Below are 25727 nucleotides of genomic sequence, written 5' to 3' on the forward strand. Positions count from 1 at the left end.
CGACGGTATTAATTAAAAAATTTTTCAAAACTTGCTTGACCTAAGTCCGAAAAAGCCTTTTAATGCGCCCCGTTGCCCAGATAGCTCAGTCGGTAGAGCAGGGGATTGAAAATCCCCGTGTCGGCGGTTCGATTCCGTCTCTGGGCACCATCATTCAGTTCAGATGGTGCCAGCATCATCTGAAACATCAAAAAACCCGCCTAGTGCGGGTTTTTTGTTTTCCGGGGTTTAATCACCTTGCGGCAAAGCGACGCCCTATTGATAAGAGTCAATGTGCCATCACTTTTGGATCCCTAAAATGCTTTTAGACATCCGAGAGAGAACACAGGTCTCCCATGAGCGAAGAATCAACCGCCCACCCCCTTCCCAACGCCTTGCCTGAAAGCACCACGCCAACCGCAACGCTCAGCACCAGCAAAAGCGCCCCGCGCAAAGCCACTGCACCACGCACCCGCCGAGCACGCAGCACCAGCAAACCGGTCGCCGTGAAAAACCTTGAAGCCGAAATCAGCACGGCCAGCCAGCAGCCCATGGCCCTGCAAGTAATTTCCGCGCCCCATGGTTCGAACGAAGACAGCTCCTCGGCGAAGCTGCCGGCCCGCTACCCGTACCGCAACCGCATGCGCCGCCTCGAATACGAAAAGGCCAAGCACGAGTTGCAGATCGAACTGCTCAAGGTGCAGAACTGGGTCAAGGAAACCGGGCAACGGATCGTGGTGCTTTTTGAAGGCCGTGATGCGGCGGGCAAAGGCGGCACCATCAAACGCTTCATGGAACACCTGAACCCACGTGGCGCGCGAATCGTCGCCCTGGAGAAGCCTTCCGAACAGGAAAAGGGCCAGTGGTACTTCCAGCGCTACATCCAGCACCTGCCCACGGCGGGTGAAATGGTCTTCTTCGACCGCTCCTGGTACAACCGCGCTGGCGTCGAGCGGGTGATGGAATTCTGCACCCCGCTGCAGTACCTGGAATTCATGCGCCAGGCGCCGGACCTTGAGCGCATGCTCTGCAACAGCGGCATCCTGCTGTTCAAGTACTGGTTCTCAGTGGACCGCGAAGAACAACTGCGACGCTTCATCTCGCGCCGCGACGACCCGCTCAAGCACTGGAAACTCTCGCCCATCGACATCAAGTCGCTGGACCGCTGGGACGACTACACCGCGGCCAAGGAAGCCATGTTCTTCCACACCGACACCGCCGATGCCCCCTGGACCGTGATCAAGTCTGATGACAAGAAGCGCGCGCGCCTCAACTGCATTCGCCACTTCCTGCACTCACTCGACTACCCGGGCAAGAACCTGAAAGTCGCCCACCAGCCGGACCCACTACTGGTCGACCGTGCTTCACGGGTGATCGAGGAAGACGAAAGAGCGACCACCGAACACCGGATTGAGCCGAGCACCCAGCCACTGTCATTGCCCGCCTGAGCCACCCGCCGCCCACCACAACGCACCAGACGCAGCTTGGGTTTCCTGACCAACTGCGTTTCAATAGCCGGACGCATCAGCTTATTTCAAGGATTTCATCGATGGCCTCCAGCAGCAAACAACAGAAACGCGCCAAACGCGCCGCCAACAAGGCCCGGGAAAACCGAATGGTGCGCAGTGGGCAGGCAGTCAAGAGCTCGTCGGACGCCTCCAGCGTGGGTGTTGAGCAGGTATTCAACAAGGCCATGAACTCGGGCAGCTACAACGCCCTGTTCGAGAAAATGAAACAAGCCCAGGCGCAAGACAACGGCCTGCAGGCAATGATCGCGGTGTTCCTCGTCGACCCGTTGCTGGCCCTGGTGCTCAAGGGGCACAAGGAAGAGCAATCGACCGACTACATCGTCATGGTCTTCTGCGCCTACCGCAAATGGCTCGACGACGCCGACGAAGCCACCGCCATGGCCTGGCTGGAGAGCGACGAATTCCAGGAAGCCTATGTCGCCGCCTCGGAAGCCGTCTCGAAAGTACAAAAGCGCCCGGCATAACAGGGCTGCAGCTCATCCTGTAGGAGCCGGGCTTGCCCGCGATAGAGTCAGCGGAGTGTCAGCAAGTTCGCGGTGCCTGCATCGCGGGCAAGCACCGCTCCCACAGTAGCAAAAAGGCCGCTCCCTTTCGGGTAGCGGCCTTTTTGCTCAACAGCCTTGTATCAGTTGTTAAGCACGGCGACACGCCCAGCGGCCAGCGCCTTGTGCTTGCGCGCCGTCAGCAGGCCCGCAGCGACCACGGCGATGGTCAGCAGGCCAGTCGCGATGATCTCTACCCGATGGTCCGGGCGGATCAGCATGACCGTCAGGATGCCAACGATGAACAGGATGGTCGCCCAGGTCAGGCCCGGGAACAGCCACATCTTGAAGACGATCTTCTCACCACGGGCCATGCGCTGACGACGCATGCGCAGTTGCGAGATGGCAATCACCAGGTACACCAGCAGCGCAATGGCACCAGAGCTGGCCAGCAGGAACTCGAACACCGCCGCCGGCGCGACATAGTTGGCGAACACGGCCAGGAACGCGGCAGCAGTCGACAACAGCACCGCCCAGTGCGGCGTACCGCTGGCGTTGGTGCGCTGGGCAATTGCCGGGGCATCACCACGCTTGCCGAGGGAGAACAGCATGCGCGAAGAGGTGTACAGCGCCGAGTTCAGGCAGCTGGTTACTGCGATCAACACGACGATGTCGACGATCACCTTGGCATTCGGCACGCCGATCAGGTTCAACACCGTCTGGTACGAACCGACTTCTGCCAGCGGGCCATGGTTCCACGGCACCAGCGCCACGACGATAAAGATCGACACGAGGTAGAACAGGCAAATCCGCCAGATGACCGAATTGGTCGCCTTGGTGATCTGCTTGCACGGGTCTTTCGATTCGGCCGCGGCAATGGTGACAATCTCAGTACCCATGAACGAGAACATGGTGGTCAGCATGGCTGCCAGCACCGCCCCCATCCCGTTAGGCATGAAGCCCTGGGTATCGAACAGGTGGCTGACACCGCTGACCTGGCTGTTCGGCATGAAACCGAAGATCGCCGCCAGCCCGAGAATGATGAAGCCGATGATCGCCACCACCTTCATCAAGGCGAACCAGAACTCGAACTCGCCGTAGTTCTTCACGCTGAACAGGTTGGTTGCGGTCAGCAACAGGGTAATGATCAGGGTAAAGGCCCAAATCGCAATATCAGGGAACCAGGCGTGCAAAATGGTCGCGGCGGCGTTGGCCTCCAACGGGATCACCAACACCCAGAACCACCAGTACAACCAGCCGATGGTGAAACCGGCCCAGTGGCCGATGGCCTTGTCGGCGTAGGTGGAGAAAGAACCGGTATCCGGCGACGCCACGGCCATTTCGGCCAACATGCGCATCACCAACACCACCAGCGTACCGGCAGCGGCGTAGGCCAGCAGCACGGCAGGGCCGGCTTCGGCGATGGCATGGCCGGAGCCGACGAACAAACCGGCACCGATTACACCCGCGATGGACAGCATGGTGACATGCCGTTGCTTGAGCCCCTGAGCGAGGTCATTGGAGTTGTGCGTACCGCTCATAACACTACCTATAGCGAGGAATGGGCGCTCTAATCCTGAATCACACCCTTCGTAAAGAAAGACTGATACGTCCTGTTACCCATGCCTTGAGCAAGAACTGCGCCAAATTTTTTCAGCAGTTGCTCCGCATTCAGCACAACCCTCTACAACGAGCCTTGCGGGCCTTTTGGCCAAAGGCTGGCCAAAAGGCCATTATTCAAGGGCATCGCACCTCAGATTACCGAAATACTCAGTTACACATACATGCAGGTGCACCGAAATCGGCCGGTGGTAACACCCCTGCACATTTTTTGCGCAATAAAAGTGCAACCCCGCAGTGCAACCCGCAGGCAGCCCAGAGGGCACAGGACTAAATACGGCTTCCCAGTACCGGCCAAAACTGGCACCATCGCGCCTTTTTTCATCAAGGCTCCGGCCCTGGAAATGGGAGCAGGCGGACATTGGCGCGACAGTCCGCTGCAACGATGCGACACCTGCCCTCACCCCAGCCGATTGCCCCGCCCGACGCTGTTGGCGGCCGTCAGAACGCTATGCTAGCGTGGCGCCAAGCCAGGAAGGCCTACAACAGCAGGAGCGCATCAGAACTCATGAGGACCGCACATGGCCCAGGCCACGCCCGCGCTTGAAATCCGCAACCTGCACAAACGCTACGGTGACGTGGAGATACTCAAGGGTATTTCGCTGACCGCACGCGACGGCGACGTGATCTCGATTCTGGGGTCTTCGGGTTCAGGCAAGTCCACCCTGCTGCGCTGCATCAACCTGCTGGAAAACCCGCATCAAGGCCAAATCCTCGTCGCGGGTGAAGAGCTGCGCCTGAAGGCCGCGAAAAACGGCGAGCTGATCGCCGCCGACAACAAGCAGATCAATCGCCTGCGCAGCGAGATCGGCTTCGTCTTCCAGAACTTCAACCTCTGGCCGCACATGACCATCCTCGACAACATCATCGAGGCGCCCCGTCGCGTGCTGGGCCAGAGCAAGGCCGAAGCCATCGAGACCGCCGAAGCACTGCTGGACAAGGTCGGCATTCACCACAAGCGCCACGCCTACCCCGCCGAGTTGTCTGGCGGGCAACAACAGCGGGCCGCCATCGCCCGGACCCTGGCCATGCAACCGAAGGTCATCCTGTTTGACGAGCCCACCTCGGCACTGGACCCGGAAATGGTCCAGGAAGTGCTCAACGTGATCCGTGCGCTGGCCGAAGAAGGTCGAACCATGCTACTGGTTACTCACGAAATGGGCTTTGCCCGCCAGGTGTCCAGCGAAGTGATCTTCCTGCACCAAGGCCTGATCGAAGAGCAAGGATCGCCGCAGCAGGTTTTTGAAAACCCGAACTCGGCGCGCTGCAAACAATTCATGTCCAGCAACCGCTAACGGAGCAACACGCATGCAGAGCTATAAGAAATTCCTCCTGGCCGCTGCCGCCACGCTGGTGTTTTCGGCCAATGCCATGGCTGCCGAAAAACTGAAGATGGGCATCGAGGCGGCCTACCCGCCGTTCAACAACAAGGATGCCAGCGGCCAGGTCGTCGGCTTCGACAAAGACATCGGCGACGCCCTGTGCGCCAAGATGAAAGTCGAATGCGACGTCGTCACCTCGGACTGGGACGGCATCATCCCGGCCCTGAACGCCAAGAAGTTCGACTTCCTGATCTCCTCGCTGTCGATCACCGACGAGCGCAAGCAGGCCGTTGACTTCACCGACCGCTACTACTCGAACAAACTGCAGTTCATCGCCCCGAAAAACGTCGACTTCAAAACCGACAAGGCCTCGCTCAAAGGCAAGGTGATCGGTACCCAACGCGCCACCCTCGCCGGCACCTGGCTGGAAGACAACTACGGCAGCGACATCGACATCAAGCTGTACGACACCCAGGAAAACGCCTATCTGGACCTGACCTCCGGCCGGGTCGACGCGATCCTCGCCGACAAGTACGTCAACTATGACTGGCTGAAAACCGACGCTGGCAAGAACTACGAGTTCAAGGGCGACCCGGTGGTCGAGAGTGACGAAGTCGGTATCGCCGTGCGTAAAGGCGACCCACTGCGTGAGAAGCTGAATGCTGCGCTGAAAGAAATCATCGCCGACGGCACGTACAAGAAGATCAACGACAAGTACTTCCCGTTCAGTATCTACTGATCCGCCCGACCGGCACCGCCCTGGCGGCGGTGCCCGTCCCTTGAACAAACCTGCCCATGAATATCGACCTCTACGGATTCGGCCCGGCACTTGCTGCCGGTACCTTGATGACCGTCAAACTGGCGTTGTGTGCCCTGGCACTGGGGCTGGTCCTGGGCCTGCTCGGCGCCCTGGCCAAAACCTCGCCGTACAAACCCCTGCAATGGCTCGGTGGTTTCTACTCCACCCTGGTACGTGGCGTACCTGAACTGCTGTGGGTACTGTTGATCTACTTCGGCACCGTCAGCCTGATGAACCGGCTGGGCGAAGCCCTGAACATCCCTGGCCTGGAGCTCAATGCCTTCGCCGCTGGCGTCATCGCCCTGGGCCTGTGCTTCGGCGCCTATGCCACGGAAGTCTTCCGTGGTGCGATCCTGGCCATCCCCAAGGGCCACCGTGAAGCGGGCCTGGCCCTGGGCCTGTCCAAGGGCCGGATCTTCTCGAAACTGATCCTGCCGCAAATGTGGCGCATCGCCCTGCCCGGCCTGGGCAACCTGTTCATGATCCTGATGAAAGACACCGCGCTGGTCTCGGTGATCGGCCTGGAAGAAATCATGCGTCACTCGCAGATCGCCGTGACGGTCAGTAAACAGCCATTCACTTTCTATATGGTTGCCGCCTTCATCTACCTGGGCCTGACCATCATCGCCATGACCGGCATGCACTTCATGGAAAAACGCGCCGCACGCGGCTTCGCGAGGGCCAACCAATGAACTGGGAAGTCATCATCAAGTGGCTGCCACGCCTGGCCCAAGGCGCCACGCTCACCCTGGAACTGGTCGCCATCGCGGTGATCGCCGGGCTGATCCTGGCCATCCCGCTGGGCATCGCCCGCTCGTCGCGGCACTGGTATGTACGTGCCGTGCCCTTCAGCTACATCTTCTTCTTCCGTGGCACCCCACTGCTGGTGCAGCTGTTCCTGGTCTACTACGGCCTGGCCCAGTTCGACGCCGTGCGCAGCAGCGCCCTGTGGCCGTACCTGCGTGACCCGTTCTGGTGTACGGTGCTGACCATGACCCTGCACACCGCCGCCTACATCGCCGAGATCCTGCGCGGTGCGCTGCAGGCCATCCCACGGGGCGAGATCGAAGCGGCACGGGCGCTGGGCATGTCCAAGGCCAAGGCGCTGTTCTACATCATGCTGCCGCGTGCCGCACGGATCGGCCTGCCGGCCTACAGCAACGAAGTGATCCTGATGCTCAAGGCCAGTGCCCTGGCCAGTACCGTCACCCTGCTGGAACTCACCGGCATGGCGCGTACCATCATCGCCCGCACCTACCTGCCGGTAGAGATCTTCTTCGCGGCCGGGCTGTTCTACCTGCTGATCTCCTTCCTGCTGGTAAACGGCTTCAAGCTGCTCGAACGCTGGCTGCGAGTCGATGCCTGCCAAGGCCGCTGAACCGGCAAGCGGGGCCGCCTCCGGCCCCGCTGCTGCCCTGGCTGACGCACACCTGCTCAGCCGCTTCCAGGCCCTTGACCACTTCCTGCTGCAACACCAGGCACTCTGGCGCCCGCGCCCGTTCACCGAACGCCAACTGCCGTGGGAAACCGAGCACCCGGCCCTGGCCCAGTGGCTGCGCCAACGCACACTGAGCGACGCCGAGGCCGCCCACAACCACCCGGAAACACTCGACGCACCGGCGCCTTATCCACAGCTGGCGGCACAGGCCGCGCAACTGGCGGCGGTCGGCGAACTGCCCGCTGTTGCCATCACCCCAGCCCCGCCGCGGCTGAACGTCGACGTACCGGGGCGCAAATGGCAGCAGATCGAAGCCTTCGCCAGCCACCTGGGCTTTACCCATACCCCGCGCCACTGGCTCGACTGGTGCGCCGGCAAAGGCCACCTGGGCCGCCGCCTGCTGCACAACGACCAGCACCTGACCTGCCTGGAATACGACCCGGCCCTGGTACAGGCCGGCCAAGCGCTTAGCCAACACCACGGCCTGAACGCCGAACACCGCCTGCAGGATGTGCTGGCCGACGACACCGACCAGCAACTCAGCCCACAGCACACACCCGTGGCCCTGCACGCCTGCGGCGACCTGCACGTACGCTTGATACAACTGGCAAGCGCCCGTGGCTGCAACCAACTGGCCATTGCCCCGTGCTGCTACAACCGCACCCAAGGCCCGCTCTACCAACCCCTGTCGAGTGCAGCCCAGGCCTCGGCGCTGCAACTGAGCCTCGACGACCTCGGCCTGCCGCTGAGCGAAACAGTCACCGCTGGCGCCCGAGTACGCCGCCAACGCGACCTGTCCATGGCCCGCCGCCTCGGCTTCGACCTGCTGCAACGCCAACAGCGCGGCATCGACGCCTACCTGCCCACCCCGTCACTGCCCAGCAGTTGGCTAGACAAGCCCTTTGCCGACTACTGCCGCGACCTCGCCGCCCTCAAAAACCTGCCCCTGCACGGCAACCCCGACTGGGATGCCCTGGAAGCCGCAGGCCAAACAAGGCTGGCCGAAGTGCGCAACCTGGAACTGCTGCGCAACCTGTTCCGCCGGCCATTGGAACTGTGGCTGGTGCTCGACCGCGCCCTCTACCTGCAAGCCCAGGGCTACCGCGTGCAGCTCGGACAGTTCTGCGACTACGCCCTCACCCCGCGCAACCTGATGCTACTGGCCGAACGCAACCAGCGGCAGTGAACAGCCTGTGGATAACTCTGTTGATGGTTTTCCCACAAACCCCTCAAAAGCCTTGGATCCAAGGCAAAACAGCGCCTGGTCATTTTTTAGTCACACATTTTAAGCGAGAAAAAACAGCCATTTGCGCAAACACAAACGACTGTTTTAAAGGACAGGAGCGCGACAGTAACGTGACATAGCGATTGTGAATAAGGCTTTCAGCCCCGCCAGATCACACGCCAAAACCGCCAAAAACCGCCAAAAACCGCCACCGTTGCAGGGCAAAACCGGGCGGCAGAGAATGAAAGGAAAAAACCTACGCAATAAGTGCTACAGAAGTGGTTTACATAACCAAACCGATGGCTATAATAGCGCCCCTAAGCCGGTATAGCTCAGATGGTAGAGCAACTGACTTGTAATCAGTAGGTCCCGGGTTCGATTCCTGGTGCCGGCACCATACGCAGTACCAAAGAAGGCTCACCGCAAGGTGGGCCTTTTTTGTTTCTGGCGGTTGTCCGTGCGAAATCCTTTCAGGCAGCCATCCTCTGAAGCCTTGCCTGCGATGCACACTGATTCGATCAAATGCACTGTCCTGCACAGATCCCTGTAGGAGCTGGCTTGCCTGCGATAGCAATCTCAACACACCACACAACTCAGGCCCCGCCACAGCAAAAAGGCTACCCAAACAGCAGCCTGTTCAGTCAACTGTCATACCGTGGCGGTTATCCACATAAGCGATTGGCATCCAGCAGGTCGCTCGGTCACACCAAGAATGGTAGCGCCCTCTTCTCTTACATAAACGGTGTGGTAACTCCCCACATGACGATCAGCGTGACAAACACCAAAGTCACCCGCAACAGCGCTGCAGATGATGGTGCCGCAGACCAGGGAATGGACTGCACCTGACTGACAGTCAGGCATGCCCCGGTCATCGCATTGCTGCTTGCACCTGGCTCAGGATCTCGCGGCACTGGTCTCGTCAGCCAATGCAGCCTCCACCCGCCCACAGGCAGCGGTGCTCAGGAGGCCAGATCATGAGATGCCCTTGCTCCCGGAATGCGATTCCCGGTCGTAAGGAGCCGCCAGCCCCGCGTAGTGGACAATCCCCACAGGTCGCAGGGGCCTTGATCCCTGATAACACTCAGCACTCTTGGCGGGATGACGTGGAATGGTCGCGGTTTGTAAGCGTCTTTGAACGAGATACGGGGATTGTGAGGTTGCTTGATGCTGGCGAGCTTGATACATACACAGATTCTTGTTTCTCGAATATAACTGTTTTTATATACAGCATTTTGGCGACACTGCCTGGCACAAAGTGATATCAAAACGGTTGCACGGATGGAGCAATCATGGCCTCATGCACCAATCAACAAGTCATGGATGACATTCTCAGTAATTGTCAGTTATGACCGAACGACGATTGATCATGCTGAGATATATAAATGGCAACATCAAGAACATTTATGGAGAAAACAGCCGCTCCGGGTGCTAGCGCCGGGTTCGACTACCAGTACTACTATTTCCTCTACAAGGTATTAAACCTAAAGAAAGGACAGTCCGTCGGGCTAGAGATTAAAGACGATGTCCATACAGATGTTGATGATGACCTACAACTGCTATTCCAACTAAAGCATACGATTCAGAAGCAAGCTGACGGAAGGCCTGTCGCCCTCACCGAACTAGATGCCGACCTTTGGAAAACTTTTCATAACTGGGCAAAAGTTATCTCTGATCCGAATGATGGACGGGCAACCGAGGTCGCTCAGCTAAACTTTATCTATAGAACTGAATTTCATCTTGTCACCAACAAAAGCACAAGCAGTTCAAACAAGATTGGAAGTCTATTAGTCTCCTACCTCGAAGACCATACGCCAGAAAATTTTGAAAAAATCCGACATAGGATCGAAGAGCTCAAGTCGTCAACATCTGATAATTCAATTAAAGACTATATAAGCACCGTCAGTGACCTTTCTACACCTGTCAAAAAAGAATTCTTCAAGAGAATATATTTTGAGCTTGCCGAGACAGAGATAATTCAAAAAATTAAAACCACAATTGCTGAAAAATTTATTCCACCCGGAAAAGTTGATGAAGTTTACGACCGACTCAACTCAAACATCCGAGACAGCAATTATATAGCCATATCAAATGGCAAAGCATTCTCCGTACTTTTCGACGACTTCACCGCCAAGTATTGGAAAATATTTCAGGACGCACGAGACAATAAACTTTCCAGCCTTCGATTTGAGCCTGTGCTCCCCGAAGACCTTCTCAGCCAGCCGTTTATTCAACAACTTATCGCGATTGATGACGTATATGATCACGAATCTGAGATCATAACGGAATATTCAACCCACAAACTAAGGCTCGCGCGCAGCTTAGACCAGTGGGAACAGAATGGAGAGGTTGTACATGATGAAATACAGGCCATGCATGGGGAAGTTCATTTAAGATGGAAAAATAATCACCGCATGGCATATCGAGGCTGTGATCCTGATGAAATCAAAATTAAGGGGCAGACAATTATTAATATGATGCGTCAGGATAAGTATAAGCTCGGCGGAGACGAACTCAGCACCGAACACTCCAATGGTGAACTGTATGAATTGTCAGACACTGGCCGAATTGGTTGGCATCGGGACTGGGAAAAACTTTGAACATGAGCGAAAAAAGCATCCTGACTTGGAGCGGGTACAACAACTCCGGCATCGCAGCGGTGGCCATCGGCATGACTCTAAACCATTGCCATTGTCTCAGTCTTTCTAAAGCATTACTCATAATGCCTTTTGTAATGCACACCCCAACCGTAAAATATTTAGCAAACGGTAATACTCGCTCACGGGAAATCTCCTCACTATCTGCTGTAAGGCCCGACTTCGTACACAACTTTAATCAACGCTACCATGCTAGCTTAACCCATACGATTAACGGCCTGCAGATCTTACATGAATTGGGAATAATATCTTACGACGGCAATATCTCACAAACTAAAATATTTGAGACAAGCCCAGCCCTTGGAAAGCGGGCCGAACTTATCTCAAACGCTTCTAAAGAAATTTCTCACCTTCTCAAATCTTCCGAAGAAGAACTATATCTAAATTTGCGGGTGCAACTGTGAAATTTGGAATTGATAAAATTCGCCTATGGTCTAAACATGGAGAAATACGCGACGTTGATTTTGAACGCGGCAAGATCAACGTACTGACAGGCGGCAGCAGTCGCGGCAAAACTTCTCTTCTGCATATTATTGACTACTGCCTCCTGTCTAGCGAACACAAACTTCCTCACGATGTGATTAATGATAACGTCGCATGGTATGGCCTTCAGTTTTACATTAACGATAAGACGCTGGTGATTGCCAGAAAAAGTCCAACTGCCCAAACCGTATCTGATCAACTCTATTTCTCCGGTATCGGTGCACTTCCTGTAGTTCCTGAGGCAAATGCAAAAAGTGATGATATCAAAGCCATTCTCCAAGCAGAATTTGGATTAGATAGCAGCGTTGTGCTTTGGGGAGGCCGTGGTCTCAAGCAGGGTACCCAGATGTCATTCCGGTATTTCATGCTAATGAACACCATATCGGAAAACACTATTACAAACAGCGAGGTCTATTTTGACAACCAGCAAAAAGACCGATATCGCGTAGCCCTTCCTCAAGTTCTTGACCTCAGCCTAGGTATCGATACTCTTGACAATATCGGAGCTCGGGAACGAAAAAAAGACATACTGCGACAGATTGAAAATTTAGAAAAAAAGAAGGACAAACTCTCAAATGGAAAGAGTTTGTTCGAGGGTGAAGCGAGAAAAATCGCGGCTACTGCCGCCGAGTATGGTTTAATCGACAAAATCCCAAAAGTTGTCGATATAAACTTTTTGAAAGGCATTGTAGATAGTTGCCCTTCGCCAGAGGCATCTGGCCAAGACGCGAAACGCTATGCCGACGCCAAAGCAAAAATGTTTGAACTCAATCGAAAAATGCGAAAGCTGCGTGAGTTCACTGATGAGCATAAACAGTACAAAGCGACACTTAAAGTCACGCTCGACAGCTTAAAGCCGCTTGAAACGTTGTTAAGCCAAGCAGATCAGTTAATCAAAACGGAAATTTTTGATGATCTGATGAACGGTTTAAATGCTGATTTACGAGCACTAAAGTTAGCCACCGCCACCAAGCAACCCGTGGACACACAGGTGGCAACTATGCTGAGAAGCTTAGAAACCGAGAAAAAAGAACACCAAAATGTCATCGACTCTCTACCACAACAAACCAAATCATTTGAAACAGCGATTGATCACGCTAGATTTATAGGAAGAATAGAGGCCAAGCTAGAGTCATACCATGAAGTCTCAAGCGATGACAGAGAAAGTTATAGCGGTAAAATCGCCGATTTGCAGAAGTTAGCTGACGAGATCAATGTACATGACGTAGTCGAGGTCCGACAAAACGTTAATCGTCAAATAGATGATATCGCACAAGCCTTGCTGGTAGAAGCCGATTTCGTCATGGACAACTACATTACTTGGCACCCGGCATTCAGCTTTAAACACAACGTCTTACAGCTTAGAAAGCCTCAATCGTCACTTATCGAAAACGTCGGCAGCAGTTCCAACCATATGTTCATGCATTTAATTTTGTTCCTTGCCTTGCATGAAGCTTCGGCAGCCAATAGTTCTCGCTTTGTACCAAGTTTTCTTTTCATAGACCAACCTAGTCGCCCGTACTACGGTGAAGAGAAGGTCAAAGATGATATTCATCTAAAAAGCTCTGATGCAGCTCGGGTTAGTAAAGCTTTCGTGATGTTAGACAATTTCATAAACCGCATGAAATCGAAGCACAAAACGGAATTCCAGATGATCATACTCGAACATGTGCCAGTCGATGTGTTTAAAGACTTGAAACATATACATGTACTGCCTGAATTCCGAGAGGCTAACGCTTTGATTCCAGCTGAGTGGAAAACCCGGTCGCATAGCTAATTTCTAGCCGGCCGGTGCTGCAATAAATTGCAAACTGGCCGGCTTGATTCTGAATCAAGTTAAAACGATGATAAATATAGCCATTTAATTTAAGCCATAGATCTCCTAACACCAAGGGTAGTAGAAGCTGGAGTAGAGCCTGCCTCGTCTTATTTTTACTACCGAACGTACATGCTTACTCGCATGCGACATTAACACGCAGACCTAGAGCAAACATCAACCTAATAATTAAGCCCATAAAATCTACACAATTGAAGCAGCGAATAAGGGTATTCAAATAGATAGAATTTAGTAACCACTTATACAATATCGAGCAAATTCAACCAGATACCAATTCATTCAACTCCTAGTGCCGCACCATACGCAGTACCAAAGAAGGCTCACCGAAAGGTAGGCCTTTTTTGTTTCTGGCGGTTGTTCGTGCGAAATCCTTTCAAGCAGCCATCCTCTGAAGCCTTGCCCGCGATGTACACTGATTCGATCAAACGCACTGTTCTGCACAGATCCCTGTAGGAGCAGGCTTGCCTGCGATAGCAATCTCAACACACCGCACAACCACCAGCCTGCACATTAATTCCCATATCGCGTCCGGCTCCCGAAGGGATGTTGATCGAGGCTGATATGGTGGCTTCGTACTAGCTAACGCAAGAGCGATGCTCACTGGCGGCGCATCGAGCAGTATTCCAGGAAGACCTTGGTAAGCGCTGTGACGATTTCTGGGTCTGCATCTGGTGCCGAGAACAACCGAAATTCGGCATTGGGTAACGGTGGTAATCCATACTCAGCGCTCAGGACTGAGATTCCCGCAACCAGCTGGCTTAGCGGCATCGGGGCTATGGCTATTCCGGACAACACAGCCGAGCGCAGGGCATTCGTGCTGGTGCATAGCATCGACGTGCGTTGAGCGATGCCCGCTTGTGCAAGATGCAGCAAAGCCGCCTCTCGATAAGCACAAGGTTCTGGAAACAGTGCTAGCGGGAGCGGCTCGCTGATTGGGGTGAGCGGCTGCGCAGCGGTCGCCCAAATGAGCGGTTCGCTCCACAACAGGATCCCTGAGCTATCGGTCTCACACAAAGACCCGACCACTAAATCCAACTCTCCTTGCTTCATCAAGCCGACCAGTGTGCCGGGGATGTTGATCTGAAACTCAATCTCCATACCTGGGTAACCTAGTGCAAGGTTCTGCAGTTCACGCAGCAGCCTGGTCTCCACAAGGTCTTCCGCAAGCCCCACCCTGATACGCCCCTGGAAAGGGGCTCGCGTCATTTCAGCCCATGCCTCTCGATTGAGAGCAAGGATGATCCTGGCGTGGCGCATCAGACGGTCGCCCTCCAGTGTCAGTTCCTGCGACCGGGTTGTCCTCTTGAGCAGAGGTTTGCCGACCTGCTCTTCCAAGCGGCGCAGATGCCCACTGACAGCAGGTTGGGTGAGATGGAGTTTTTCTGCAGCGCGACCAAAACCTTGCTCTTCAACTACGGCAACAAAAGTCTTTAGTAGAAGCGGATCAAACATATCTCAATCCATGATAAATAGCGTGTGATTTCTCAATTTATATTTCTTTTAAAGATATGTTGCAATGCCTCGCACACCTACCACGACACGAGACTGCAATGGCCAAGCTCCTTCATATCGAATGCTCCCCCCGCAAAGATCGCTCAGCGTCCATAGAAGTCGCCCAGAGTTTCATTTCGCGACTATTGGGCTCTCATCCCGATCTGGAAGTGACAACGCTAGACCTGTGGCAAATATCACTGCCGGAGTTTTCTGATGAGGTGATGGATGCCAAGTACTCTGGATTGAATGGATTGGAGTTGACTGCGACTCAGGTGGTTGCCTGGAATAAACTGAAGGCATTGGCAAATTACCTGCACGAAGCCGACGTGCTCGTGCTGTCTGTGCCGCTGTGGAACTTCAGCATTCCCTACAAGCTAAAGCACTTCATTGACGTGGTATCGCAGAAAGACGTGCTGTTTAGTTTCAATCCGGAAACCGGGCTCGAAGGCATGTTGCGAGATAAAAAAGCGGTTGTCGTCTATGCCCGAGGTATGGATTTCTCTGCCGCGTCGCTGACACCCGCTCAACATTTCGACTTTCAAAAGCCTTATGTGGAAGCGTGGTTACGGCTTATTGGCATTACCGACGTAGAGTCAATCATCGTCGAAAAAACGGTTCTAGGGTCGGAAGTAGACAGTACCTCTCGCCATGAGGCCAAGATGCGCGCAAATGCTTTGGCGGACGCCCTAAGCGTTTCGGACATAAACTTTCAGCCTGCGAACTCTGTTGCATGAAGATCAAGAACATCTTCCCGATCCTCCATGAGGAACCATAAAAAAGGCCAGCACTGGGCTGACCTTTTTAAACATTGCTATTGGGCCTAATAGCATTATTAGCCCCTCAGTTCCTCTAGAAGTGAGTGGCCGGCCCAGGTAATTCTGATCTTGCCATCATCAACCAAATAGCCGCTATCAAGCAGCAAAAGCTTTGCAGACTCCAACTCATCATTGTCGCAATCCTCTACACAAAACGTGGAGAGATCAAACCCACTCATTCCGCCTACATTGGGCTCCGCCTCAACTGCAGCCAGCACTTTCAAAACTGCTTCTTTATTCCTTTTCATTTTCAATCCTTTGAGATGTGTTTGGTGGAGGCCAGAGCGTAACCAATTGAACGAGCCCCATGAAAGAGAGGACACCGTTCCCCCCCCCAGGAAGGGCTTGAAGTAGCAGCGTGTTTCGGGTCGAGTTCAACGCCCGCCGAATGTTGAGGGTGGCCAATTGATTCAGAACAAACGGAACGGCCTTGTGCAGGCTTCGGTTTCTGAAGTACGCCTACCAGATGTCGACGCTTGATACGGGCAACTCAAGCGCCGACAACGCCATCGGTTACCGGCGGTTCAAGGCTTGGGTTTCAATGCCATCGAGCACCGCATCGACCAGCCCTTTGGCCATTTCTGCGGAATGCAGGGTGGACCATAGCAAGCCCTTTTTGGGGATGTCGTCGATGTGTTCACAGGCCTGTTGGGCCGTGTCGTAGATACCCTGGAGCAGCAGGGAGACGTGGACCAGCGCGTCTTCGGCATCGATGCCGGAGCGTACGGTGAACAAGGGTGCATGGCCGGCGTCGCAGCAACCAAATGCGGTGGTCGCGGTTTTGCCAAGAAGGGATTGCGGGGGATCGGGAACGATTTTTGTCATAGCGAACGTCTCTTTTTCTTTTAGTTGAGCCGTCACCGCTTGCGACCAAACAAGTTGGGTGGCAGCTGTACGCAGGTTGGTCGACCAGGAGAAAGGACAAACCCGGCAGGCACGAATGCCTCCCACGCACAGCCGCCATAGAACTACGTTACGGACGAGGAGCTCGTCAGTATTCGTATATGGGACCTGATTTGTACTTTTTTCCGACAGGCGACCAAGCCTGATCACTGATGTTCAGCGACCTAGGAAGCCTAACGCCCAAGGTGCAATGAGGCAAGGCGAAGATCGAAGGGTGGCCGCCATGCGCAGGTTGGTCGACCGGGACAGTAGGCACCCGGCAGGGCCACAGCCCTCATGCGCACAGCTGCCATAGCCCGGCAATACTCGCGCAAAACCACCCGCGCTCAGTAGCACCCAGCTGTTTCATTTTGTGGGCAGGGTTCAGCCCCAGTCGTCCCACGCCACGGCATGGGTGGCGAGGTAGTGCTTTACCGCCGTGCCCACGGTCGGGAAGAAGGCGTCTTCACCCAGTTGCGCGAACAGGCCGAATCGTTTGAGTTTGTCTTTGACCGGGTCTTTCATTTCGGCGATGCGCAGTTCGATACCCGCTTCGTTCAGGGCGCCCATCAGTTCGGCCAGCATGTCGGCCGAGGTGACGTCGACGCTGGTCACCGGCTCTGCCGCTACCACCAACCAGCGCACGGGCGTTGGCGAGGCGGCCACGGCATCCAGTACGCGGTCCTGGAATTGTTCGGCGTTGGCAAAGAACAACGGGGCGTCCCAGCGGAACAGCACCAGGCCAGGCACCTGCCGCGCCTCGGGGTAACGCTTGATGTCGTGGTAGCCCTGTACGCCCTTGGCACGGCCCAGCACGGCGGAGTACGGGCGCCAGCCGTCCCAGAGGAATTCGATCACGGCAATCACGATCGCCAGGCCAATACCTTGGATGGCACCGAACATCACCACCCCGACCGTACAGGCAATAGACAACCAGCATTCCCAGCGCTGGATACGGTAGATGCGCCGCAGGTCGGTGACTTCGATCAGGCCAATGGCCGAGGCAATCACTACCGCAGCCAAGGCGCTGGTGGGCAGGTTTTTCAGCAGGTCGGGGGCGACCATCAGCAAGCCGGCTACGGTGAGCGCGCCGACCACGCCGGTCAGTTGGGTTTTCGCCCCGGCGGCTTCGGCCACGGGTGTGCGCGATGAGCTGCTGCTGATCGGGAAGCCCTGGAAGAACCCGGCGGCCAGGTTGGCGATGCCCAGCCCGACCATTTCCTGGTTCGGGTCGACGTAGCTGCGGGTTCGTGCGGCATACACCCGCGACAGCACACTGGTGTCGGCGAACGAGACCATTGCCACCGCGCAGCCACCGATCAGTACCGGGACGATGTCGTCGCGGGTAATCCACGGGATGGCGAAGGCCGGCAGGCCTTGCGGGAGGGAGCCGAGCACCTCGACGCCAGCGCCTTCGGCCAGGCCCAGCAGGCTGACTGCGACGGTTGCGCCGACCACGGCGATAAGGATGCTCGGCACACGGCCGTTGCCCTTGAACAGCAGGATAACCGCCAGCGTCGCGGCACCGACGGCAAAGCTGGCCCAGTGGATGTTGCCCTCGAACACGCCCATGATCACCGCCCACTGGTTGCTCAGCGGGCCGTCGGATTCAATCGAGAAGCCGAACAACTTGGGCTGTTGGCTGATCAATACGGTCAGCGCAATGCCGTTCATGTAGCCGTAGCGAATGGGTTTGGAGAGCAGTTCGGTGATGAAGCCCAAGCGGGCCACCCCGGCCAGGATGCACACCGCGCCGGAGACGACGGCCATCATGCCGGCGAGGGCAACGGCACGCATCGGGTCGCCGCCGTACAGGGGCAGCACCACCGCCAGTATCACCGCCACCAGCGAGGAATCGGGGCCGAGCACGAGGATGCGGCTGGGGCCAAACAGGGCGTAGGCCAGCAGCGGCACGATGCTGGCGTAGAGGCCATAAATCCCGGGGATGCCCGAGGCTACCGCGTAGGCGATGCCCACCGGCACCAGCATGGCGGTCAGCACCAGCCCGGCCATGATGTCATGGCGTAGCCAGGCCAGCTGATACTCGCGCAGCATACGCAGCCCCGGCATCCAGCGCGCCCAACCGGCCTGGTCGGTCAGCTTGACGCGACGGTGAATTCGACCGGGCTCAGGGCGAGGGGACGACGATTCGGAATTGCTCATTAAGACCCCAGCAGCTAAAGACCTGCAATTCCGTGGTTAACGGCTCAGAGAAGTTTAGTTAGCGTGCACGCTGGTGTCTTGATAGCAGCAAAGTCGGGAGTACGCCATGGGTATTGCGCGGCAGCGCCCCCTATACCCGGAAGTGGTCCATCAGGGTTTGTTGCTGGTTGGCCAGACGGTTCAGTGCCTGGCTCACCTGGGCCGACTCATCGGCCTGCCCGGACAGTGACTCGGTCACGTCACGGATGGTTGCGACGTTGCGGTTGATTTCTTCAGCGACCGAGCTTTGCTCTTCGGCCGCGCTGGCGATCTGCAGGTTCATGTCGCTGATGACGGTGACGGCATCGCCAATACGCCGCAGGGCGGTAACGGCCTGTTCGACCTGGGCAACGCTGCCCTGGGCCTGTTGATGGCTGCTGTGCATTGAGGCAACGACATCTCGGGTGCCGGTTTGCAGGCCTTCGATCACCTGGCGGATCTCTTCCACTGACTCCTGAGTGCGCCTGGCCAGGTTGCGTACTTCGTCAGCGACCACGGCAAAGCCACGGCCCGCCTCACCGGCCCGGGCGGCTTCGATGGCAGCGTTGAGCGCCAGCAGGTTGGTTTGTTCGGCGATGCCGCGAATCACTTCGAGCACCGAGCCGATCTGTTCGCTGCTGCTGGACAGGCCTTCCACCTGGCTCATGGCGAGGGTCATGTCGCGGGCCAGGTCGTCGATGGCGCGGGTGGTCTGGTTGATCACGCCGAGGCCTTCGCGGGTGGCTTGGTCTGCGCCGCGAGCGGCTTCTGCGGCTTGTGCGGCGCTGCGGGCAACATCATGGGCCGTGGCGCTCATTTCGTGGGACGCGGTGGCCACCTGGTCGACTTCGCGGTACTGCTGTTGCATACCGGCGCTGGTCTGGCTGGCAATGGCGGCAGACTGGTCGGCGGTGCCGCGTGCGTCCTGCACCGAGCTTTTCACATCGGCGATGATCGGCCGCAGTTTGTCGAGGAAGCGGTTGAACCAACCGGCCAGTTCGCCCAACTCGTCGTGCTTGTCGTAGGCGAGGCGCCGGGTCAGGTCGCCCTCGCCGCTGGCGATGTCGCGCAGCATGGCGGCGACACCCAGGATAGGCCGGGTGACGCCGCGTGCGGTCAGCCACACCAGTAAAAGCCCGGCCACGGCAGCCAGCAGGCCGAACAGCAGCTCCAGCCAGGTGCCTTCGGCGCTACGGCGGTCGAGGTCCTGCTGCAGGGTTAGCGCCGGGGCCAGCAGGGCGTCCATGGGTACATCAAGCAGCACAGACCAGGGCTGCGCGTCCGGTATGGGTTGCAGTGGCGCCAGCACCTGCAAGCGACCGGCCTGTTGCTGCGCGTGGGCCTGGCCCTGGCGTTGCAGGGCCAGCAGCTCGCTGCCGTGTTCCGGGTAGGCCTGGCTCAGCGTCTGGCCCAGCCGGGTCACATCCGGGCTATGCCCGGCGAGCAACCCGCCGGCGCTGACGATGCTGACCGCGCCTTTGCCCTGGTACAGCCGCTGGCTGCTGGCTTCAACCAGTTGCTGCAAGTTGGCCAGGCTGATGTCCATGCCCAGCACCGCCAGCAGTTTGCCGTTGTCGATCACCGGGAAGGTCAGCGAGGTGATAAGCGTCTTCTGCCCCGAAGCGTCGTCGAAATAGGGGTTGAGCAGGCAGGGTTTAAGTGTCTGTTTGGGGCAGTTGAACCAGGTGTTGAACGGGGTGCCATCGAGCATGGTGGTGCTGTCGGCGATCAGCGCTTCGCTGACCGTCAAGGTGCTCAACTCGCCGTTACGCTGCGCCCAGTAGCTGGAGAAGCGCCCCTGCTCGTTGCTGCCCCGGGCGCCCTGCCCGCTGAAACGGGCATCGTTGCCATCCAGCGCATTGGGCTCGAACACCAGGTACAGGCTGAGCAGCTGCGGATTGGCCTGCAAGGCCTCTTTCACCTGCTGGTGCAGCGACTCGCGCAGGGCTTCAGGGGCAAGCTGGGCCTTCTGCAGTTGGCGTTGTTGCTGCAGTACCTGGCGGCTGAGGTTTACGCCGTCCTGATAGGCCGCGAGGAAAAAGCGCTGCAAGGTCAGCGCCTGTACCCGGCCCTCGCCTTCCATGCGCTCGCGGGCCGAGGTTTCGAGCATCTGTGCGCTGCTGGCCTTGACCAGCTCGGTGCTCGCACTCATGCGGTAGAGCGAGATGCCAATCAGCACCGCGACGATGGTCAACAGGCACAGCCCGGTGAGCAGGGTAATTTTCCACTGGATGGACAGACGGTTCAGCAGCATCGCACGTGATCCTTACGCCGGGGGCGACTGGCACGCCTGCGCAGGCGTATTTGTTAGAGCCTCTACACATTGCGTGCCACCTGCCAAAGCGCGCTGAAAACAGCCTGATGGCCAGCATTTACGGGGGTAATGGCCGGCCAAGGCGAAGGTACGCACACGCCCCACTGTTACAGCCTGAGACAGCGACTGTCGCATCGGCAAGATGCCGAGACACTGCGCAGGGGGCTGAGCGTTGATGCAAAACACCTTGTTTTCCATGGCCTTACAGCGCCCGGCGAACATTGGCATGGCGGTTGCGCACGGGCCTGCACAACAAAAACCATAGGAGCAGCCCCCCGATGATCACGCGAACGTCCACTCCCCTGCGAACGCGCCTTGCCCTGGCACTGGCCGCCAGCGGCGTATTTGCCAGCCTGCCAGCGCCAGCCTACGAGCTGTACAACCAGGGCGGCAGCGTACTGAACGCCGACCTGGAGGCGGTGTTCGGCATCATGCACAGCGAGGACAGCTATGCCACCGCTGGCAACCGCAGCGCTGGCAGTTCGGCCTGGCGCGAGGGCTACATCAAGTACGGCCTGAGCGGCAGCCAGACGCTGGCCGACGCAGGCAGCCTGTACGGCAAGTTCAACCTGGTGAGCTCGGGCACCTGGGGCGACGGTGATGCGGCAGGCTTCACCCTCGGCAGCGAACGCCGTACAGCCGTGGAAGACGCCTACCTGGGCTGGCGCTCCGGGGCGCTGCTGCCACTGTTTGGTGAGGACGGCGTGGACATTTCCGCCGGCCGCCAACTGGTCAAACTCGGCGACGGCTTCCTGCTCAACGGCGACTCGGTGAACGTCGGCGATGCCGACCTCGGTGCCGACTTCGACCGAGGCGGTGCCTACTACCTGGCCGGGCGCAAGGCCTTCGACCAGACCGCGGTTGTGCATGTGGGCGGCACGCAAGGCTGGCGCAGTGATCTGGTGTGGCTGAAGTCAGACAACCGTGCCCAGGCCGAAACCGAACTGGCGGCGGCCACCCTGGAGCATGTGGGCGCAGCCGGCACGCTGGGGCTGACCTGGATTCACGGGCTGGACGTCAACGAGCGCTTCGCCACCGCCGCCCAGCTTGAACGCAAGGACATGGACACCGTCAGCGTGCGCGGCAGCGGCGGGCTGGGGGTTGAAAACCTCAACCTGGCGTTCGAGTACGCCACCCAGGACCGTGACAGCGGGCGCGAGAACGCCTGGTACCTGGAGGGCGCCTGGACCTTCGCCGATGTGCCGTGGAAACCTACGGCCACCTACCGCTACAGCCGCTTCTCCGAGGCCTTCGACCCGCTGTTCTACGGTTTCAGCCGTGGCTACGGCACCTGGTATCAAGGTGAAGTGGCGGCCAACTATGCCGGGCCGTTCAACAGCAATACCGCCGTGCATCATGTCGGCCTGAAAGCGACGCCACGGGACGACCTGACGCTGGGCGCGCTGTTCTTCGACTTCGACACCCTCGACCGCGATCTTGGCAACCTCAGCGGCCAGGAACTGGACCTGTACCTGGAGTGGACGGTCAACGAGCACCTGATCATCAGCCCGCTGGTGGGCCTGTACAAACCTGAGCGCAGTGCCAGCGAAGGCGGGTTGCAGTTGGGCAACGACGACACCAACACCTACCTGCAACTGACCGTGGCGACGTTCTTCTAGCGCCCGGTGCGTGGCCGTGGCCTGGTTCACCCGGGCCACTGGCTGACGTACCATGCGTGCTTGTTCAAACTCACACGGATGTGCAATGAAACGCTTCCTATGCCTTGGCGCAATGCTCGCCGGGCTGCTTGCCTTCGCCCTGCAACACACCGCCAGCGCGGCGGGGTTTGACTGCAACAAGGCTGTCACCCTGCAGGAACAGGCCATCTGCAATACACCGTCGCTGTCCGCCAAGGACGAGCAGTTGAATGCCCTGTTCCGCCCGCTGAAAAAACATCAGGTTTTCCGCCAACTGGGGGCCAACTGGCTGTATGAGGTGCGCAACGCGTGCCAGACGATCGGTTGCCTGGAGGCCGCCTACGACCAACAGATCATGCGGCTGACCCCGCAGCCGCTGCCCAGGGTCGATGTTCATGCGCTGTCGCCACTGCCCGAGGGGCAGGTGTATACGCAAGTAGACGATGAGCCGTGGCAGCGCTACGTGCTGGCCGAGCTGCCGCAGGCGCCCGCGCACGTCTTCAAGCACATTGTCGACGCCGCCGTGGTCGACGGTGTGCTGCATGTCATTCTCTATGTCAGCAACAGCAATGACCGCGACAACATGTACCTCAGCGAGCGCTTCAACCACCAGACCTACGGCACCCTTTACGAATACACCGATACCCGCCCGGGCTGGCACCCGATCGCCACCCACATTGCCTTCCAGGGCTGGGAAAAAACCGGTTTCTACGATCAGGGCAAGCGCTACGCCGGGGTGGTCGACGGGGTGTTCTATTATCGCCAGCAAGAAGACAAAGGCCTGCAACAGGCCATGGCGTATACCTTGGGGTCGGGTGCGGCACCACAGCCGACCGCGCAGACGTTCCAGGTGCCGTCCAGTACCGCACAGTTCGCCAAGGCCCGTATCCTGGACGACATCAACGGCAACAACAGCAACCTGACCCTGTCGTATGACGAGCGGGTTGACCGCCACAAGACCGAGCGCGTGATGGCCAACGACGCCAGCGACTGGAGCCTGGTGAACCCGACCTGGAGCGAGCGCCGGGCCGTGTTGTACTTCGACAACAGCGGTGCCATGGCCTGTGTCTGGCGGGTGGACCTGATCAACAAGGTGTTGTCCAAGATCGTCCCTGAGCATGAAGCGGTTTCGGCGCGGCCCGTGGAGCTGCTTGGCCAGGAAGCACTTGTCTACCTTGAGGAAAACCGTTTGGGTTTCGCCATCGCCCCGGTTCAGTAAGGGGGTAAACCGGCTTGCCTGCGCCAACGCCCATGACGGCTGGCCGCTTGCAAGCCCCTGCCCCTTAAAAGTGTTTTACTGAAATCGCAGGTTTTCTCCCGAAGCGCTTTCCCTATCCTAGGCAAGACGTACTCATCAGCGGAAGATCCATGAAACCGTCGCTCTACAGCCGTTATGCCTGCCTGGCAGGCTGTCTGCTTTTCACTGTCGCAAGCCTGCCTTTTCTCTCTGCCCACGCGGGCCTCTGGCCCCTGACGTTGATCACCGCCCTGCTCAGCCTGGTTGGCCTCAATGACCTGCGCCAGAGCCATCACGCGGTGCGACGCAACTACCCGATCCTGGGCAATATCCGTTACCTGATCGAAACCATCCGCCCGGAAATTCGCCAGTACCTGCTTGAAGGCGACGACGACAAGCTGCCGTTCTCCCGGGCCCAGCGCTCGCTGGTGTACGCACGGGCCAAGAACGAGAGCGCCGAGAAAGCCTTCGGTACGCTGAACGATGTGTACAAGCCGGGCTTCGAGTTCATCAGCCATTCGATGCTGCCCGTGGAAACCCCCGACCCGGCATCATTCCGCGTGGCCATCGGCGGGCCGCAGTGCCGCCAGCCGTACTCGGCCTCGATCTTCAACATTTCCGCGATGAGCTTTGGTGCACTCAGCGCCAACGCCATCGGCGCGCTGAACAAGGGCGCCAAACTCGGCCGCTTTGCCCATGACACTGGCGAGGGCAGCATCAGCCCCTATCACCGTGAGCACGGTGGTGACCTGATCTGGGAAATTGGCAGCGGCTACTTTGGTTGCCGCACCGCCGACGGCCATTTCGACCCTGAACGCTTCGCCGAACAGGCCTGCTCGGCTCAGGTGAAGATGATCGAGGTCAAACTCAGCCAGGGCGCGAAGCCGGGCCACGGCGGGATTCTGCCGGGGCACAAGGTCAGCGCTGAAATCGCCGAAACACGCGGCGTGAACGTGGGTGAAGACTGCGTCTCCCCTGCTGCTCACACCGCGTTCCGCAGCCCGGTGGAGTTGCTGCAGTTCATTGGCCAACTGCGCGAACTGTCCGGTGGCAAACCGGTCGGCTTCAAGTTCTGCCTGGGCCATCCCTGGGAGTTCATGGGGATCGCCAAGGCCATGCTGGCCACCGGCATTCTCCCGGACTTCATTGTCGTCGACGGCAAGGAAGGCGGCACCGGTGCGGCTCCACGGGAGTTCAGCGACAACATCGGCGTGCCAATGCGTGAAGGCCTGATGTTCGTGCACAACACGCTGGTGGGCCTGAACCTGCGCGACAAGATTCGTATCGGTGCCGCCGGCAAGATTGTCAGTGCCTTCGACATTGCCAGTGTGCTGGCCATCGGTGCCGACTGGGTCAACTCGGCACGCGGTTTCATGTTCGCCATCGGCTGCATTCAGTCGCAAAGCTGCCACACCAACAAGTGCCCGACCGGGGTTGCCACCCAAGACCCGCTACGCCAGCGGGCGCTGGTGGTGCCGGAGAAAGCCGAGCGGGTATACAGCTTCCACCGCAACACGCTGCACGCACTGGCCGAGATGCTCGCTGCTGCAGGCCTGGAGCACCCTGAAGAGCTCAAGCCCAAGCACCTGGCGCGACGCATCAGCCCTAGCGAAGTACGCCTGTTTTCGCAGTTGCACGTGTTCCTCAAGCCTGGCGAATTGCTCAGTGGCTCGATTGAAAGCGATTTTTATGCGCGGATGTGGCGGATGGCCCGCAGTGACAGCTTCGCCGCAGATACCGGCGAGGTGGTGGAGATCCGGGCGGCCAGGAACCGTAGAGAAACAACCCCGGCCTAGGCC

General features: G+C 57.9%; 20 protein-coding genes, 2 tRNA genes and 1 pseudogene. 16 read left to right on the forward strand and 7 right to left on the reverse strand.

All coding sequences use genetic code 11. From position 1 onward, the window contains the following. Positions 1-74: 74 nt before the first annotated feature. From AB7M23_RS04725 to AB7M23_RS04735, 3 genes are all read left to right on the forward strand, one after another. Positions 75-150 (forward strand) — tRNA-Phe (locus AB7M23_RS04725). A gap of 380 nt (positions 151-530) precedes the next feature. Continuing rightward, positions 531-1427, forward strand: coding sequence for a polyphosphate kinase 2 (ppk2, locus tag AB7M23_RS04730; protein WP_176717483.1), 897 nt, complete (start codon positions 531-533; stop codon positions 1425-1427). Between the two features lie 101 nt (positions 1428-1528). Further along, a complete protein-coding gene (locus AB7M23_RS04735) occupies positions 1529-1972 on the forward strand; it encodes a hypothetical protein (protein ID WP_065761809.1) in 444 nt (147 codons plus the stop codon). Between the two features lie 161 nt (positions 1973-2133). On the opposite strand, the gene gabP is transcribed toward AB7M23_RS04735, so the two are convergent. Then, entirely contained in the window at positions 2134-3531 is a 1398-nt protein-coding gene (gene gabP, locus AB7M23_RS04740) for a GABA permease (RefSeq protein WP_454240302.1), read from the reverse strand. 600 nt (positions 3532-4131) lie between these two features. On the opposite strand from gabP, the gene AB7M23_RS04745 reads away from it, so the two are divergent. The 9 genes from AB7M23_RS04745 to AB7M23_RS04785 all read left to right on the forward strand — a co-directional run bounded on the left by AB7M23_RS04745 (position 4132) and on the right by AB7M23_RS04785 (position 13308). Continuing rightward, positions 4132-4905: an ABC transporter ATP-binding protein gene (locus AB7M23_RS04745; RefSeq protein ID WP_065761807.1), complete on the forward strand. Its 774-nt coding sequence runs from the start codon at positions 4132-4134 to the stop codon at positions 4903-4905. A 13-nt stretch (positions 4906-4918) separates the two neighbouring features. Further along, positions 4919-5671 carry an ABC transporter substrate-binding protein gene (locus tag AB7M23_RS04750; RefSeq protein WP_102052226.1) on the forward strand — a complete coding sequence of 251 codons (753 nt, stop codon included), beginning with the start codon at positions 4919-4921 and terminating at the stop codon, positions 5669-5671. Between the two features lie 56 nt (positions 5672-5727). Then, a complete protein-coding gene (locus AB7M23_RS04755) occupies positions 5728-6423 on the forward strand; it encodes an ABC transporter permease (protein ID WP_065761805.1) in 696 nt (231 codons plus the stop codon). After that, on the forward strand, positions 6420-7109 hold the full coding sequence (locus AB7M23_RS04760) for an ABC transporter permease (protein ID WP_065761804.1): 690 nt from the start codon (positions 6420-6422) through the stop codon (positions 7107-7109). Before AB7M23_RS04755 ends, AB7M23_RS04760 begins: the two co-directional genes overlap by 4 nt. Continuing rightward, the gene (locus AB7M23_RS04765; protein WP_454240303.1) at positions 7090-8355 is read left to right on the forward strand and encodes a methyltransferase; all 1266 of its coding nucleotides are present in this window, start codon (positions 7090-7092) and stop codon (positions 8353-8355) included. Before AB7M23_RS04760 ends, AB7M23_RS04765 begins: the two co-directional genes overlap by 20 nt. 360 nt (positions 8356-8715) lie before the next feature. Continuing rightward, positions 8716-8791 (forward strand) — tRNA-Thr (locus AB7M23_RS04770). Between the two features lie 985 nt (positions 8792-9776). After that, positions 9777-10991, forward strand: a complete 1215-nt coding sequence (locus AB7M23_RS04775) for a hypothetical protein (RefSeq protein WP_454240304.1) — start codon at positions 9777-9779, stop codon at positions 10989-10991. Between the two features lie 2 nt (positions 10992-10993). Further along, positions 10994-11452, forward strand: a complete 459-nt coding sequence (locus tag AB7M23_RS04780) for a three component ABC system middle component (RefSeq protein ID WP_454240305.1) — start codon at positions 10994-10996, stop codon at positions 11450-11452. Then, entirely contained in the window at positions 11449-13308 is a 1860-nt protein-coding gene (locus AB7M23_RS04785) for a DUF3732 domain-containing protein (protein ID WP_454240306.1), read from the forward strand. The genes AB7M23_RS04780 and AB7M23_RS04785 overlap by 4 nt, the downstream gene beginning before the upstream one ends. Before the next feature lie 657 nt (positions 13309-13965). Here AB7M23_RS04785 and AB7M23_RS04790 read toward each other — a convergent pair. Next, entirely contained in the window at positions 13966-14820 is an 855-nt protein-coding gene (locus tag AB7M23_RS04790; RefSeq protein WP_065761099.1) for a LysR family transcriptional regulator, read from the reverse strand. Positions 14821-14918: 98 nt separating this feature from the next. On the opposite strand from AB7M23_RS04790, the gene AB7M23_RS04795 reads away from it, so the two are divergent. Continuing rightward, positions 14919-15596, forward strand: a complete 678-nt coding sequence (locus AB7M23_RS04795) for an FMN-dependent NADH-azoreductase (RefSeq protein WP_454240307.1) — start codon at positions 14919-14921, stop codon at positions 15594-15596. Between the two features lie 98 nt (positions 15597-15694). Here the strand turns inward: AB7M23_RS04795 and AB7M23_RS04800 are convergent, their stop codons facing one another. From AB7M23_RS04800 to AB7M23_RS04820, 5 genes and pseudogenes are all read right to left on the reverse strand, one after another. Then, on the reverse strand, positions 15695-15925 hold the full coding sequence (locus tag AB7M23_RS04800; protein ID WP_454240308.1) for a hypothetical protein: 231 nt from the start codon (positions 15923-15925) through the stop codon (positions 15695-15697). Between the two features lie 265 nt (positions 15926-16190). After that, entirely contained in the window at positions 16191-16502 is a 312-nt protein-coding gene (locus AB7M23_RS04805; RefSeq protein WP_065761096.1) for a DUF3077 domain-containing protein, read from the reverse strand. A 441-nt stretch (positions 16503-16943) separates the two neighbouring features. After that, complete coding sequence (locus AB7M23_RS04810; protein ID WP_454240309.1) at positions 16944-18722, reverse strand: SulP family inorganic anion transporter; 1779 nt, start codon at positions 18720-18722, stop codon at positions 16944-16946. A 130-nt stretch (positions 18723-18852) separates the two neighbouring features. Next, positions 18853-19608, reverse strand: a complete 756-nt coding sequence (locus tag AB7M23_RS04815) for a methyl-accepting chemotaxis protein (RefSeq protein ID WP_409277774.1) — start codon at positions 19606-19608, stop codon at positions 18853-18855. 150 nt (positions 19609-19758) lie between these two features. After that, positions 19759-20994, reverse strand: a pseudogene (locus tag AB7M23_RS04820) (cache domain-containing protein); the annotation flags it as partial. A 338-nt stretch (positions 20995-21332) separates the two neighbouring features. On the opposite strand from AB7M23_RS04820, the gene AB7M23_RS04825 reads away from it, so the two are divergent. From AB7M23_RS04825 to AB7M23_RS04835, 3 genes are all read left to right on the forward strand, one after another. Continuing rightward, positions 21333-22673, forward strand: a complete 1341-nt coding sequence (locus AB7M23_RS04825; protein WP_454240310.1) for a hypothetical protein — start codon at positions 21333-21335, stop codon at positions 22671-22673. Positions 22674-22758: 85 nt separating this feature from the next. Further along, positions 22759-23910, forward strand: coding sequence for a lysozyme inhibitor LprI family protein (locus AB7M23_RS04830; protein WP_454240311.1), 1152 nt, complete (start codon positions 22759-22761; stop codon positions 23908-23910). A 149-nt stretch (positions 23911-24059) separates the two neighbouring features. Then, positions 24060-25724: an FMN-binding glutamate synthase family protein gene (locus tag AB7M23_RS04835; RefSeq protein WP_065761092.1), complete on the forward strand. Its 1665-nt coding sequence runs from the start codon at positions 24060-24062 to the stop codon at positions 25722-25724. Positions 25725-25727 lie beyond the last annotated feature (3 nt).

It is taken from the genome of Pseudomonas sp. HLS-6 TE3448 (assembly GCF_053629555.1).